Genomic DNA, 14,934 nt, shown 5'->3' on the forward strand with positions numbered 1-14,934 from the left:
GGAGACCCCCGGTGCATTTCGATGAACTGATCGGCCATCTCGGCCAGCACACGGTCGACGGCCTGTCCAAGGGTGCGATCTACGCCCTGATCGCCCTCGGCTACACCCTCGTCTACGGCGTCCTTCGCCTGATCAACTTCGCGCACTCCGAGGTGTTCATGGTCGGTACCTTCGCGGTGCTGATCGTCTGGAACCAGCTCGGGGTGCAAAATAACCCGCCTATCGGCCAGGCGATCCTGTTCCTGGTGCTTGGTCTGGTCGTCGCGGCGGTGGCCTCCGGCGGCACGGCCCTGGCGCTCGAACGGATCGCGTACCGGCCGTTGCGACGCAAGAACGCGCCGCCGCTGATCTTCCTGATCACCGCGATCGGCCTGTCGCTGGTCTTCGTGGAGCTGTTCGGGCAGGTCCTGCCCAAGCTGCTTGGTGGCGCGTTGCCGGATGTGTTCGGCCGACCCCGGCAGATCGTCGGTATGCCGACGATCATCCAGCAGGAGACCCTGTTCACCATCGGCAACACGGCGATCACGAACATCCAGCTCATCGTCTTCGTCTCGGCCGTGGCCATGATGGCGCTGCTGGACTGGTTCATCAACCGCACCCGGTACGGCCGGGGTGTGCGGGCCGTGGCCCAGAACCCGGAAACCGCCGCGCTGATGGGCGTCAACCAGGAGCGCGTGATCATGCTGATCTTCGTGCTCGGAGGCATCATGGCCGGCGCCGCCGCGCTGTTGTGGAGCATGCGGTTCGGCTTCACGCAGAACAGCATCGGCTTCGTGCTCGGCCTGAAGGCGTTCACCGCAGCGGTGCTCGGCGGCATCGGCAACCTGCGCGGTGCGCTGCTGGGTGGCCTCTTCCTCGGCATCGTCGAGGTCTACGGCGCGACGCTCTTCGCGTCCAACTGGGAGGACGTCATCGCCTTCGTGGTGCTGATCGTGGTGCTGATGTTCCGGCCCACCGGCCTGTTGGGTGAGTCGCTCGGGAGGGCCCGCGCATGATCGACAAGATTCGCTCCGCAGACCGCCGCCGGGTCGGTTTGTTGACCTCGGTCAGCGACCGTTGGCAGGCCCTGCCGAAGTGGCAGAAGGCCATCGGTGTGGTGGCTCTGCTCGTCTTCGTCTACCACCTGCCGTACCTGGGCAAGCTGCCCGGCGGTCTCATGATCCCCGGTCTGAACAACCTGCGTACCGACTCGATCGAGGGCGGCAACAACTGGGCGGGTGTGCTCTTCATCTGCGCCATCTATGTGCTTGTCGCGATCGGTCTGAACGTGGTGGTCGGCCTCGCCGGCCTGCTCGACCTCGGCTACATCGGCTTCTTCGCCATCGGCGCGTACAGCGTGGCGCTCTTCGGCTCGGTGAACTCGCCGGTCGTCAAGTGGATCCAGCAGGAGTTCAACCTGCCGCCGACCTGGGCGGTGACCTGGGGGATCTGTCTCCTGCTCGCGATCGTGCTGACGATGATCTCCGGTGTGCTGCTGGGTTGGCCGACGCTTCGGTTGCGCGGTGACTACCTGGCCATCGTGACACTCGGCTTCGGTGAGATCATCCGCATCGTCGCCCGCAACGCCACCGGCGTCACCAACGGTCCGGTCGGCATCTCGGCCATTCCGGGTCCGGAGGGTCCGCCGTCGGCGGACAACAAGGTCTTCGGTCTGATCGACGCGAAGCCCTGGTACTGGCTGGCGATCACCTTCGTACTGCTGATGGTGATCCTGGTTCGCCGGCTGGAGCACAGCCGGGTCGGTCGCGCGTGGCTCGCGGTCCGTGAGGACGAGGACGCCGCCGCGGTGATGGGCGTGTATCCGTTCAAGTTCAAGCTGTGGGCGTTCGCCATGGGCGCGGCGCTCGGTGGCCTGTCGGGCTTCCTCTTCGGCAGCCGTAACGCGTTCATCGACCCGACCCAGTTCAACGCGAACCTCTCGATCCTCTTCGTCGCCATGGTCGTGGTCGGCGGTTCCGGCAACATGATCGGCGTCTCGCTCGGCGCGGTCCTGCTGGCGTACCTGCCGGAGCGGTTCCGCGACTTCGCCGACTACCGGTGGCTGGTCTTCGGGTTGGCCATGGTGCTGGTGATGATCCTGCGTCCGCAGGGCCTGATCCCCAGCCGGCGGCGGGCCCGTGAGTTGAAGGACCGCGCGGCCGAGGCAGAGGAGGCGCCTGCTCATGTCTGACCAGACCACCAGCACGTCCGCGCCGAAGATCCCGGCCCAGCCGGGGCCCCGGTCGGTACTGCTCGAAGTCGACGACGTCACGCTCCGCTTCGGCGGCGTGGTGGCCCTCGACAAGATCAATTTCAAGATCTACGAGGGCGAGATCCTCGGTCTCATCGGGCCCAACGGCGCCGGCAAGACCACCAGCTTCAACGTGATGACGGGGGTCTACAAGCCGACCTCCGGAGCGGTCCGGTTCCAGGGCCAGCAGGTGACCGGCCGCAAGCCGCACCAGATCAGCCAGCTGGGCATCTCCCGGACGTTCCAGAACATCCGTCTCTTCCCGGAGATGACGGCGCTGGAGAACGTCATGGTCGGCACCGACTCCCGGCACAAGACCAGCGTGCCCGGGGCGCTCTTCCGGTTGCCTCGGCGCAGGCCGAAGCAGCACGAGTTGCCGCAGGTCACCGCCGAGTCGGGCATCCAGCGGTCGTGGCAGGAGATTCGCCGGACGTTCGCCAAGACGTTCGGGTTGTCCCGGCACATCCTCGAGGAGCGGGCCGCCGAGGCCAAGGCGCTCGAGCTGTTGCGCTTCGTCGGCATCGCCGACCGGGCCAACGACGAGGCACGCAACCTGCCGTACGGCTACCAGCGCCGGTTGGAGATCGCCCGCGCGCTGGCCACCGAGCCGAAGCTGATCTGCCTGGACGAGCCGGCCGCCGGCTTCAACCCGGCGGAGAAGGAGGAGCTCCTCACCCTGATCCGCAACATCCGCGACATGGGCCTGACCGTGCTGCTCATCGAGCACGACATGCGGCTGGTCATGGGTGTCACCGACCGGATCGTGGTGCTGGAGTTCGGCCGCAAGATCGCCGAGGGTGCGCCCGCGGAGGTCAGCCGCGATCCGAAGGTGATCGCCGCATACCTGGGGGAGCCAGCCGATGACGCTGCTTGAGCTCGAGAACGTCGCCGTCGCGTACGGCCGGATCGAGGCGCTGCACGGCATCAGCCTCACCGTGAACGAGGGTGAGGTGGTGGCCCTGATCGGCGCGAACGGCGCCGGTAAGACCACCACGATGCGGGCCATCTCCGGGACCCGGTCGCTCGCCAACGGGAAGATCACCTTCAATGGTGAAGACATCAGCAAGCTCCGGGCCGACCTGCGGGTGGTCCGGGGGCTGTGTCAGTCGCCAGAGGGGCGGCAGATCTTCCCGGGTATGACGGTGATGGAGAACCTGGACATGGGGGCGTACACCCGGCGGGACTCCGCCGGCATCGCCGCCGACCTGGAGCGGGTGCTGACCCTCTTCCCGCGGCTGGCCGAGCGGCGCAAGCAGGCCGGCGGCACGCTCTCCGGCGGCGAGCAGCAGATGCTCGCGGTCGGCCGGGCGTTGATGAGCCGTCCGAAGCTGCTGCTGCTCGACGAGCCGTCGATGGGTCTGGCCCCGCTGGTGATCCGGCAGATCTTCGACATCATCACGGAGATCAACCAGCAGGGCACCACCATCCTGCTGGTGGAGCAGAACGCCCAGCAGGCGTTGTCGCGGGCACACCGCGGCTACGTGCTGGAGACCGGTCAGATCGTCAAGGAGGGGTCCGGTCAGGACCTGCTGCACGATCCGTCGGTCAAGGAGGCGTACCTCGGCGTGGCCTGAGCCACCCGAGCGACGGCCGGTCATCCCTGCACGGGGTGGCCGGCCGTCGGCGTTCGGAGCGGACGCCGTTTCGGCGTCGTGTCACCCGGTGCCGCCGGCCAGGGATGTCGGTGCGACGGGCTAGAGTCGCTGCCGTGACAGCTACGACGCCGCGCCTGCTCCTCGTCGACGGACATTCCATGGCATACCGGGCTTTCTTCGCCCTGCCTGTGGAAAACTTCTCCACCACGACGGGTCAGCCGACCAATGCGGTCTACGGCTTCACCTCGATGCTGATCAACGTCCTGCGCGACGAGCAGCCCACCCACATCGTCGTCGCCTTCGACGTCTCCCGCCATTCCTTCCGCACCGACAAGTACGCGGAGTACAAGGCCGGCCGCAGCGAGACCCCGACCGACTTCAAGGGGCAGGTCAGCCTGGTCAAGGAGGTCCTGGCCGCGCTGCAGATCCCAGTGGTGGAAAAAGAGGGCTTCGAGGCCGACGACGTCATCGCCACGCTCGCCTGCCAGGCCCGCGACCAGGGCATGACGGTGCTGATCAGCAGCGGCGACCGGGACGCGTTCCAGCTGGTCGACGACCAGATCACCGTCCTCTACCCGCGTAAGGGCGTCTCCGACCTGGCCCGGATGGACCCGGCGGCGATCGAGGCGAAGTACGGCGTTCCGCCACAGCAGTACCGGGACCTCGCCGCGCTCGTCGGCGAGACCAGTGACAACCTGCCCGGCATCCCCGGCGTCGGCCCGAAGACCGCAGCCAAGTGGATCATCACGTACGGCGGCGTGGAGGGCGTTATCGCCCGTGCCGACGAGATCAAGGGCAAGGCCGGCGACAGCCTGCGCGAGCGGCTCGCCGACGTGATCCGCAACTACGAGATCAACTGCCTGGTCTCCGACCTGGAGCTGCCGCTGCGCCCGGAGGACGCCCGGTGGACCGGTTGGGACCGGGAGGCCGTGCACCAGGTCTTCGACACCCTGGAGTTCCGCATCCTGCGCGACCGCCTCTACCAGTACCTGGAGGCGGTCGAGCCGGAGGCCGAGTCCGGGTTCGACCTCACCGGCGAGGTGCTCACCGAGCCCGGCACGCTGGCTGGCTGGCTGACGACGCACGCGCCGACCGGCACCCCCGTCGGTTTGGCGGTCAAGCTCGACACCGGCCCCAACCGCCGGCACACCGCCTCGATCACCGGTCTCGCGCTGGCCACCGCCGGCGGTGCGGCGGCCTGGGTCGACCCGGCAACGCTCGACCCGACCGACGAGGGCGCCCTGGCCAGCTGGTTGGCCGACGAGCAGCGCCCCAAGGTGCTGCACGACAGCAAGCCGGCCGTGCTGGCCTGCGCCGCGCACGGCTGGCAGCTCGCCGGCATCGTCCGCGACACCCAGATCGCCGCGTACCTGGCCCGCCCCGACCAGCGGTCCTACGACCTGACCGACCTGGCGCTGCGCTACCTGCACCGGGAGCTGCGCGTCGACGTCCCGGAGTCCGGCCAGCTCACCCTCGACGGGCTGGGCGACGAGGGTGTGGTCGAGCAGAACCTGATGCTCCAGGCCCGGGCCACCCTCGACCTGGCCGACGCGATCGACGCTGAGCTGTCCCGCGACGGCGAGCAGTCCGCCCGCCTGATGGCCGGGGTCGAGCTGCCGCTGATGCGGGTGCTGGCCGGCATGGAGAGCACCGGCATCGCCGCCGACACGCATTATCTGTCCGAGTTGGAGGCGCACTTCGCCGCCGAGGTGAAGGCCGCCGCTCAGGGCGCGTACGAGGCGGTGGGCCGGGAGTTCAACCTCGGCTCGCCCAAGCAGCTGCAGGAGATCCTCTTCACCGAGCTGGGCCTGCCGAAGACCAAGAAGATCAAGACGGGTTACACCACCGACGCCGACGCCCTGCAGTGGCTCTATGCGCAACAGCCGCACCCCGTGCTGGCCCACCTGCTGCGCCACCGCGACGTCGCCAAGCTCAAGTCGACAGTGGACGGTCTGCTCAAGTCGGTCTCCGACGACGGCCGGATCCACACCACCTTCAACCAGACGGTGGCGGCCACCGGTCGACTCTCGTCCACCGAGCCCAACCTGCAGAACATCCCCATCCGCACCGAGGAGGGCCGGCGGATCCGCCGGGCCTTCGTGGTGGGAGAGGGCTACGAGTGCCTGCTCACCGCCGACTACAGCCAGATCGAGATGCGCATCATGGCGCACCTGTCGTCGGACGACGCGCTGATCGACGCCTTCAACTCCGGCGCCGACTTCCACGCGGCCACCGCCTCGTCGGTCTTCGGGGTGCCGCTCGACCAGGTCACCCCCGACCAACGCCGCAAGATCAAAGCCATGAACTACGGCCTGGCGTACGGGCTGAGCGCCTTCGGCCTGTCCCAGCAGCTCGGGATCAACACCGAAGAAGCGCGCGGGCTGATGGAAAACTACTTCGCCGGGTTCGGCGGGGTGCGCGACTACCTGCACCAGGTGGTCGCCCGGGCTCGTCAGGACGGCTACACCTCCACCATCCTGGGTCGCCGCCGCTACCTGCCCGACCTGGTCAGCGACAACCGGCAGCGCCGCGACATCGCCGAGCGGATGGCGCTCAACGCCCCGATCCAGGGCTCCGCGGCGGACATCATCAAGGTGGCGATGCTGCACGTCGACACCGCGCTGCGTGAGGCCGGGCTGCGCTCGCGGATGCTGCTGCAGGTGCACGACGAGTTGGTCTTCGAGGTGGCCCCCGGTGAGCGGGAGGCTCTGGAGGCGCTGGTCCGGCACGAGATGGGCGGGGCGTACCCCTTGTCGGTGCCGTTGGAGGTGTCCGTGGGTGAGGGGCGGGACTGGAACAGCGCTGACCACTGAGCCTTTTGGCGGTCGCGATCGCGGTTGGACTTCGGGCTTCGCCGCGGTCGGGGTTCCTGGGTCGGTCGCGGTTGGGGGTTCCGGGGCAGCCCGACCCGCTCCGGGCGGTCAGGCTTGATCCCTGCGCGGGTCGGGCTGCCCCGGAACCCGACGAGGTCCCTGCGGTCGGTCCAGCTCGGCCTGGTGGACAACATTCTTGATCGCCAGGTCTGCGCCGCTTTCGTCGCCGTCTGCTGACGCCGGGTCGCCAGGTCCACGTCGTGCGCGCCGATGTTCGCCGCTTTCTTGATCGCAAGGTCCGCGCTGGGCCACGCCACGCCGCGCCGCGCCACGCCGCGCCGCGCCGCGCCGCCGTGCGCCGACGCCGGCCCAAGATCCGCGCAACTTCGGGGAAAGTGCTGGGTCGCGGGGTTCTGAGGCACCAACTTCGCCGAAGTTGTGCGGATCTTGCTGTGGAGTGACGTGGTTCGGGCATGCTCACGGGCTACTTCAGGGGGTCGTGGCCCCAGTTCATCAGGGACCAGCGCCACTTGGTGTCGCGGACGTTGCCGGACGGGCGTTGCGCCATGTGTCGTCGGACGTAGCCGACCACCTTGCGCATGTGCTTGTAGTCGCCCTCGGACAGGTCCCCGTGTTTACGACGCAACAGGTTGATGATCTTCCGGCCGGACTCGTGGCCGACGGACTCGCCGCCACCGGAACGGCCGCCCTTGTGCCAGCCGACCTGCTTCGACTCGTCGGTTTCTAGCCATGTGGACAGCTCGCCGGGCTTCATGTTCACCGCCTCGGTGAACTCCCGGTAGGTGTCCCGGCCCGGGTCGTCAGCCTTGCTCATGACGCAGCGCCTCGGGGCGGTGGGCCACGTCGCGGCCCGTTCCGTCACTGCGAACCCGGTACTGCGGGTCATCGGGGGCCGCGTTCACGGCTCGCCCGCGGATCCGTGTCCGCTCGGTGATCCTTTCCTGCACCACGCCGTACGCGCGGCTGCCGTGGGCCGACCAGGAAACCTGGTCGCCTCTGCGGAATCGCTGCTCGGCCATGCTCCTCGGCTACCCGACACCGGGACGGCGAAACGGCCGTTCCGGCGACGCGCTACGGGGTGATCTCGGCGATCGGCAGCTTGATGTCGAACGGCTCGGCCAGCTCGATCACGTCGGCGCCGTCGGCGACCAGCTCGTACTGCCGCTCACCGCCGGGACCCACCCGGTCGCCGATCCGATACGCGTAGACGTGCACCGGGTCCTGCTCGATGCGCCAGTAGAACGGAATGCCGGCGGCGGCGTACTCGCCGGGCTTAGCGAACCTGTCGATCCGTCGCGTACCGGGCGAGACGATCTCCACGGCGAGGACCACGTCCGCCGGACGCAGCGAGGATCGGGAGGAAGACACGCCTGCCCGCCGCAGCAGAACGTCGGGCTGTCGGCTGGTGTTCGAACTCAGCCCGACTCCGACGGCCTGCACGACCCGGAGGTCGGCCGGCACATGTTGCAGCAGCCAGTGCGCAAGCAGTAACGAGATGTCTTGATGGCCCAGGGTGGGGGAGGGTGTCACCTGGATGACTCCGTCGACGAGTTCGACACGGGGGGCGTCGTCCGGCAGGGTGAGCAGGTCCTCCAGCGTGTAGTCGGCACGCTGCTGCCGCATCGGGTCCGGACACCAGGGGCCAGGTGATGTCCGGATGGGCTCGGCCCTCATGGGAAGAGCCTACCGGCGGTCGCTGCGACGTAGGGCGGACCGCGGGTGCGACGCGCTCACTCCGCGGGCTTCTCGGTGACGAAGATGGCGGTACCGGGGAAGAGTCGACCGCGCAGCGGGCTCCACTGCCCCCAGATCCCCTCGTGCCCCTCCGGCCACTCCGGCTCCACCAGGTCCAGCAGTCGGAACCCGGCGCCGACCAGCTCACGGATCCGGTCGCCGAGGGTGCGATGCTGCTCGACGTAGGTGGCCACGCCCGACTCGTCCTGCTCCACGTAGGGGGAGCGGTCGAAGTACGAGTGGACAGCCGTCAACCCGCCCTCACCCGGGTCGTCGAGGAAGATCCAGCGCATCGGGTGGGTCACCGAGAACACCCACCGCCCCCCGGGGCGCAGCACCCGGTGCACCTCGGCGTGCAGGGCCGCCGAGTCGTCCACGAACGGGATCGCCCCGAACGCGGTGCAGGCGAGGTCGAACGACCGGTCGGCGAACGGCAGGGCGAGGGCGTCGGCCTGCACCAGCGGTACGCGTACCCCGGTGTCGTCGGCGGCCTTGGCGGCGTGCCTCAACATGCCGGCGGACAGGTCGAAGGCGACCGGCCGGGCACCCTGGGTGGCGAGCCAGCGGGCAGCGGCCGCCGCGCCGCAACCAACCTCCAGCACCCGCCGCCCGGCCAGGTCGCTCAGCAGCCGGGCGTCGGCCTCGCGCAGCCCTTCCGGACACCAGACGAAGTCCACGTCGCCGAGGAACGCGCCGTGCTCGGCCTGGTAGTCGTCGGCGTCGGTGTCCCACCAGCCGCGGTTGGCCCGCCGGGCCTCGGCGTCACCCACCCGGCGCCGGGTGACCCGGCTGTCGTCATCCACGGCGCTCACGCTAGGCCCCATCGCCCCGTTCGGTACGGCGGCGCGTCCTAGATCCTGCGACTCCTCGCGCGGTGACGCCTGATCGACTCGGTTTCGGTGAAGTCGCGGTGTCCGGGCCGGTGGGACACGCCGATGTTCAGGAAACCGGGTCGATCACGCGGAGCGCATGTCCGCTGGATGATGCGACGGCTGGGACTGCTGTGACGCACGAGACAGCAGAGGCCGTTTACGGGCGATTGTTCGCCTTTCGCAGGTCACCGCACGGAGAGAAGCCGGGAGGGCTTGCACGCTGTGGTAATGCGCACGGTAGGCTAGACGATGCGCTCGCGGATCGCGTTGCCTCGGCAGGGAGCAGGTACGCGGTCGTCGGAGCCACATCATGATCTCACTAGGCGATCGTTCGGTGTGCCCGGCGGCGGATCCGCTGGCGCGAACAGGTCACTGCGACACCAGCCTGCTGTGACAACCCACCGACCGGAGCAACCGCCCACATGACGAGCAGCATCGAGGCCCCCTCGAGCGCCACCCGGGTCACCCACGACGATCTCGGTTCCGAGGAGGCATTCCTCGCCGCGATCGACGAGACCATCAAGTACTTCAACGACGGCGACATTGTCGAAGGAACCGTCGTCAAGGTCGATCGGGACGAGGTCCTGCTCGACATCGGCTACAAGACCGAGGGTGTCATCCCCTCTCGGGAGTTGTCGATCAAGCACGACGTGGACCCCGCCGAGGTTGTGACGGTTGGCGACCACATCGAGGCCCTGGTCCTCCAGAAGGAGGACAAGGAGGGTCGTCTGATCCTCTCCAAGAAGCGGGCACAGTACGAGCGGGCCTGGGGCACGATCGAGAAGATCAAGGACGAGGACGGCGTCGTCCGCGGTTCGGTCATCGAGGTGGTCAAGGGCGGCCTCATCCTCGACATCGGGCTGCGGGGCTTCCTGCCCGCGTCCCTGGTCGAGATGCGTCGTGTGCGCGACCTGCAGCCGTACGTCGGGCGTGAGCTCGAGGCCAAGATCATCGAGCTGGACAAGAACCGCAACAACGTGGTCCTGTCCCGCCGGGCCTGGCTGGAGCAGACGCAGTCCGAGGTGCGCACCGAGTTCCTCAACAAGCTGCAGAAGGGCCAGGTCCGCAAGGGCGTCGTGTCCTCGATCGTCAACTTCGGCGCCTTCGTGGACCTTGGCGGCGTCGACGGTCTGGTGCACGTCTCCGAGCTGTCCTGGAAGCACATCGACCACCCGTCCGAGGTTGTCGAGGTCGGCCAGGAGGTCGAGGTCGAGGTCCTGGACGTCGACCTGGACCGCGAGCGGGTCTCGCTGTCGCTGAAGGCGACCCAGGAAGACCCGTGGCGGCAGTTCGCCCGCACCCACGCGATCCAGCAGATCGTGCCGGGTAAGGTCACCAAGCTGGTTCCGTTCGGTGCGTTCGTCCGCGTGGACGACGGCATCGAGGGCCTGGTCCACATCTCCGAGCTGGCCGAGCGCCACGTGGAGATCCCGGAGCAGGTCGTCCAGGTTGGCTCCGAGGTCATGGTCAAGGTCATCGACATCGACCTGGAGCGCCGCCGGATCTCGCTGTCGCTCAAGCAGGCCAACGAGGGCTTCGTCGAGGGCGAGGAGCACTTCGACCCGACCCTCTACGGCATGGCCGCGACGTACGACACCGAGGGCAACTACATCTACCCGGAGGGCTTCGACCCGGAGACGGGCGAGTGGCTCGAGGGGTACGACAAGCAGCGCGAGACCTGGGAGAACCAGTACGCCGAGGCTCGTCTGCGCTGGGAGGCCCACACCAAGCAGGTGCAGACCTCTCGGGCTGCCGACGCCGAGGCCGCTGCCAACCCGACTCCGGTCGTCCCGGCCGCTGCCGGTGGCGGCGGTGGCACCACCTCCTCGTCCAGCCCGGCCCCGAGCCGGCAGGCCGAGGAGCCGGCCGGCACGCTGGCCACCGACGAGGCGCTCGCCGCACTGCGGGAGAAGCTCGCCGGCGGTAAGTGACCCGCTGAACGACGACGGGCCCCGTCCCCGCGATCTTCGGATCGCTGGGGGCGGGGCCCTCGCCGTGGGTGAGGCCCGCTCGTTGTGGGAGCAGCCCGGGCCGAGACGGGCCCGGTCCGAGACGGGCCCGGTCGGAGACGAGCCCGGTCCGAGACGAGCCCGGTCCGAGACGAGGCGGGGCAGGGCCGGGTCGGCCCGGACAGACTGCGCGGGCCTCGGCCGTTCGGGCCGGGTCGGTCGGGACGATGGCGGTGGGTTTGGCGGCGGGCTCGGGGATCCGGTTGACTGGTCGGGTGCTGAGAGTGGGGTTGACCGGCGGGATCGGGTCGGGAAAGAGCGCGGTGGCCGCGAGGCTGGTCGAGCGGGGCGCGGTGCTCATCGACGCCGACCAGGTGGCCCGGGAGGTCGTGGCGCCGGGCACTGAGGGACTGGCCGAGATCGTTGCGGCCTTCTCCGACGCGGTGTTGGACGACGATGGTGCATTGGACCGTGTCGCGCTGGGCGCTGTGGTGTTCGCCGACGAGAAGGCCCGCCGTCGGCTGGAGTCGATCACCCACCCCCGGGTTCGGGCTCGCACCGCAGAGCTGGCCGCTGCGGCGGCACCCGGCGCGATCGTCGTCAACGACGTGCCGCTGCTGGTCGAGGTGGGGCTCGCGCCCACGTACCACCTGGTGATCGTGGTGCAGACGGCCGTGACGACCCGACTGGAGCGGCTGGCGCGCGACCGGGGGATGGATCGCGCGGAGGCGGAGCGGCGGATCGCCGCCCAGGCCGACGACGCCCGTCGACGAGCCGCCGCGGACGTGGTGCTGACCAACGACGGCAGCCTGGCGGATCTGCACGACGCCGTCGACGAGCTCTGGCGGCAGCGGCTGCTGCCCTACGAGGACAATCTGCGCGAGCGGCGGGTGGTCCTGCCGGGCCGGGTCGACCCGGCGGGGACCGACGCGAGCTGGCCGGAGCAGTACGAGCGGCTGGCCGCCCGGATCCGGCACACGCTCGGCTCGGACGCCCTGCGGATCGACCACATCGGCTCGACCGCGTTGCCCGGCCTCGCCGCCCAGGACGTCATCGACGTGCAGGTGGCCGTGCGCAGCCTCGCCGACGCCGACGGGCCGCTGGTCGACCGGCTGGCGAACGCCGGGTTCCCCCGGGTGCCGGGGCACTGGTGGGACGACCCACGCCCGGCCGGCAGCGGTCGGTGGGAGAAGAGGTTGCACGGCAGCGCGGACCCGGCCCGCCCGGTTCGCCTGCACGTGCGGGTGGCCGATTCGCCGGGTTGGCGGTACGCGCTGCTGATGCGCGACCACCTGCGGGCCGACCCGGATCAGCGGGCCGCGTACCTGCTGCTCAAGAGGGACCTGGTCGACGCCGCACCGGACGCTGGCGATTCGGGCACGGCGCGCGACCCGTGGTTCGACGAGGAGTACCTGCGGGCGGAGCAGTGGGCCGAGCAGACCGGCTGGCGGCCCTGAGCGTTACCGCTCAGCGGGGCCGAGGTGTCGTGGGTCGAGGCTTGGCGGCCGGGCGGGGCACTGGAATCAGTCGGGGCACCACGGCGGGCTGGAGGTCCAGTTGGGCCCACGCGTTGGCATCGGTGTGCAGCTCCAGCCGGCGTAGCGACCCGTCGCGGTCGATCCAGTAACGCAGTCGGGCGTCGGCCGGACCCACCTCGACGACGTCCACGGTCCGTCCGGCGGTGACGTCCTCGCGTACCCGGAGGGCCGTTCCTGGTGGCCCGACCGACCCGGCGGCCACCGCGGCCTCGACCAGCACGTTCAGGTCGTCGCCGCCCGATCGCTGGGCCCGCCAGGGCCCGGCCGGGGGCGGCAGCGGTGGTCGGCCGGGCGCTTCCGCGGTGCCGCCACCAGCGGCGGCCGCCGGCACATCTGCCCGGGCCAGACCGGCGGTGTCGCGCCGCAGCAGGGTCCGGCGGTCCGGCACGCCCAGGTCGGCAACCGCGAGGTACGCGGTACCCGTGGTCCAGCTCACCCAGCCAGCGCCCCGCAGGTTCGTGTCCGTGCCAACGGGCGCGGTCAGCGTCATCGTCGCACCGCGCTGGGCCCGGAGCCGGGCCGGCAACCGGTCCAGTCGACGCCGCTCGGCGTCGGTCAGCGCGCGGGGCAGGCCGGGCCGGCCGCCGAGTGCGTCCACCGGACGCAGCGTCGGCCGGTCCGCCCGGTTGAGGATCATCGTGACCGGGCCGACGCCGGGCAACCGGGTCACCAGCTTGTGCAGTCGGGCGTCCTGGTCGAGCCAGAACCGGGTCTGCCCGTTCGGGTCGGTGCTCGCCGGCGCGGCGCTCGGCGTGGGTGCCACCGTGCTGCCGAAAGCCGGGCTACGGCGTGGCGGTCCGGCCGGCAGCGACGCCTCAAGGACGTCCACCGGACCGGCCGCCACGGTGTCCTGAGCGATCCAACGCGCACCGCTGCCGGGCACCGCCTGGGTCTGGTCCGGACGGTCGGCGGCGAGGTCGAGGAGCAGGTCGAGCACGGGTGCCAGGTTCGTCCCGGGTGCCAGTCGGTGCAGCCGCCAACGGTCCGCCGGAGGCAGCAGGGGCGGCGCGGCGGGGGTGGGCACTGCTGCCGGGTCGGGCCGGATGACCAGGACCGGGCCGACCCGCTGCACCAGCCCGCGTTCGGCGCCCGCGCCCGGCCCACCCACATCGAGGTAGAGCAGTGACCGCGACCAGTCCACCCAGCCCACCAGTTCGATCCGGGCGGCGTCGGCGCCGGCGGTGATGCGGACTCCGGCGCGCAGGTCCCGGAGGTTGGTGACCCGCACGGCGGCCAGCCGCTCGCCCTCCGCGAGGGTCAGCGGCCGGGTCGGCTCGGGCGGGTCGGGCGCCCAGCTCAACAACCCGAGCACCAGCGCCGTCGCGGACGTCGCGGCGGTCAGGGCGAGCAACAGCAGCAGGGTACGTCTGCGGCGGCTGACCGGGGCCGGGCCGGTGGCGTCCGCCGTGTCGGTGGGGGGTTCGGCAGTGGCCTCGCGGCGGGTGGTCGTCCCGGCTGTCCCGGGACCTCGCCCGGTGAGGGTTCGGCTCTGCGTGGGGCCCTGGCCGGTGGTGGTCCGGTTCTCCGTGGGCCCGTCGCCGGTGGTGGCCCGGATCTCCGTGGGCACCTGGCCGCCGGTGGTCCGGTCCTTGTCGGGCCTGCGCCCACTGCCGGTTCGCTGAGCGGCGGTGGGCTGCCCTGGGCTGGTCGAGCGGGCGTTTGCAGGTCGGCTGGCGCTGGCTGCGGCGTCGGTCGGGCGGTCGGTGGCGGCTCGGCGGGCGCCGGTGGGCCGGCCGGTGGTGGAACCGACTCCGGTGTCCGTGCTCCGGGTGGTCTCTGAGGCGGTGCCGGAGCGGTGCCGCCCGCTGCCTGACCGCCCGACCTTGGGGGAGTTGGGCCGCTCGGCGGCGGTGACGTCCGGCCGGGGCGCGCTGCGGGGAGTGGTGTCGGGTGCCGGGGTCGGAGAGGTGTCCACGGAGATGAAACGGGCGGGGAGGCGTCGGGGTGACGAGCAGGGGCGCTCGCGGCGGCCGGTCTGCGCCTCGAGCGCGACCACACGGGTGCGCACGCCGGGCGAGCCGGGTGCTGCGACCGCAGTGCCGGGGGCGACCGGCCGTGATGTGACGGCCTGGCCACCTGCCCGGTCGGCCGCCGCGAGCGGCCTACATGAAGAGGGTAGTCCCGGTGACATGGGCCACACAATGGGAATATTGAAGCTGATCACGTACCTGGCGTGACGGCC

General features: G+C 70.3%; 11 protein-coding genes and 1 pseudogene. 7 read left to right on the forward strand and 5 right to left on the reverse strand.

All coding sequences use genetic code 11. The annotated features are described in order from the left end of the window. Positions 1-11 precede the first annotated feature (11 nt). From KBX46_RS22395 to polA, 5 genes are all read left to right on the forward strand, one after another. Complete coding sequence (locus KBX46_RS22395) at positions 12-995, forward strand: branched-chain amino acid ABC transporter permease (RefSeq protein WP_210793930.1); 984 nt, start codon at positions 12-14, stop codon at positions 993-995. Further along, positions 992-2,170 (forward strand): branched-chain amino acid ABC transporter permease, encoded by a 1,179-nt coding sequence (locus KBX46_RS22400; protein ID WP_088949293.1) that lies wholly within the window; start codon positions 992-994, stop codon positions 2,168-2,170. The genes KBX46_RS22395 and KBX46_RS22400 overlap by 4 nt, the downstream gene beginning before the upstream one ends. Further along, positions 2,163-3,104: an ABC transporter ATP-binding protein gene (locus KBX46_RS22405; RefSeq protein WP_088949292.1), complete on the forward strand. Its 942-nt coding sequence runs from the start codon at positions 2,163-2,165 to the stop codon at positions 3,102-3,104. The genes KBX46_RS22400 and KBX46_RS22405 overlap by 8 nt, the downstream gene beginning before the upstream one ends. Continuing rightward, the gene (locus KBX46_RS22410) at positions 3,091-3,804 is read left to right on the forward strand and encodes an ABC transporter ATP-binding protein (RefSeq protein WP_088949291.1); all 714 of its coding nucleotides are present in this window, start codon (positions 3,091-3,093) and stop codon (positions 3,802-3,804) included. Before KBX46_RS22405 ends, KBX46_RS22410 begins: the two co-directional genes overlap by 14 nt. Before the next feature lie 134 nt (positions 3,805-3,938). Next, a complete protein-coding gene (gene polA, locus KBX46_RS22415; protein WP_088949290.1) occupies positions 3,939-6,638 on the forward strand; it encodes a DNA polymerase I in 2,700 nt (899 codons plus the stop codon). Between the two features lie 487 nt (positions 6,639-7,125). Here polA and KBX46_RS22420 read toward each other — a convergent pair. The 4 genes and pseudogenes from KBX46_RS22420 to KBX46_RS22435 all read right to left on the reverse strand — a co-directional run. Next, a pseudogene (locus tag KBX46_RS22420) lies at positions 7,126-7,473 on the reverse strand (DUF3140 domain-containing protein); the annotation flags it as partial. Beyond that, a complete protein-coding gene (locus tag KBX46_RS22425; RefSeq protein WP_210793932.1) occupies positions 7,460-7,678 on the reverse strand; it encodes a DUF2945 domain-containing protein in 219 nt (72 codons plus the stop codon). The gene KBX46_RS22425 and the pseudogene KBX46_RS22420, both read right to left, overlap by 14 nt. A gap of 52 nt (positions 7,679-7,730) precedes the next feature. Then, complete coding sequence (locus KBX46_RS22430; protein ID WP_210793933.1) at positions 7,731-8,282, reverse strand: Uma2 family endonuclease; 552 nt, start codon at positions 8,280-8,282, stop codon at positions 7,731-7,733. Positions 8,283-8,389: 107 nt separating this feature from the next. Next, positions 8,390-9,196 carry a class I SAM-dependent methyltransferase gene (locus tag KBX46_RS22435; RefSeq protein WP_308159664.1) on the reverse strand — a complete coding sequence of 269 codons (807 nt, stop codon included), beginning with the start codon at positions 9,194-9,196 and terminating at the stop codon, positions 8,390-8,392. Between the two features lie 491 nt (positions 9,197-9,687). On the opposite strand from KBX46_RS22435, the gene rpsA reads away from it, so the two are divergent. Beyond that, positions 9,688-11,196 (forward strand): 30S ribosomal protein S1, encoded by a 1,509-nt coding sequence (gene rpsA / locus KBX46_RS22440; RefSeq protein ID WP_030337999.1) that lies wholly within the window; start codon positions 9,688-9,690, stop codon positions 11,194-11,196. A 293-nt stretch (positions 11,197-11,489) separates the two neighbouring features. Next, entirely contained in the window at positions 11,490-12,671 is a 1,182-nt protein-coding gene (gene coaE, locus KBX46_RS22445) for a dephospho-CoA kinase (protein WP_210793935.1), read from the forward strand. A gap of 10 nt (positions 12,672-12,681) precedes the next feature. Here the strand turns inward: coaE and KBX46_RS22450 are convergent, their stop codons facing one another. Continuing rightward, positions 12,682-14,760: a hypothetical protein gene (locus KBX46_RS22450; protein ID WP_210793936.1), complete on the reverse strand. Its 2,079-nt coding sequence runs from the start codon at positions 14,758-14,760 to the stop codon at positions 12,682-12,684. Between the last annotated feature and the right edge of the window lie 174 nt (positions 14,761-14,934).

It is taken from the genome of Micromonospora sp. C81, from assembly GCF_018070425.1.
GTDB classification, from domain to species: Bacteria; Actinomycetota; Actinomycetes; order Mycobacteriales; family Micromonosporaceae; genus Micromonospora; species Micromonospora zamorensis.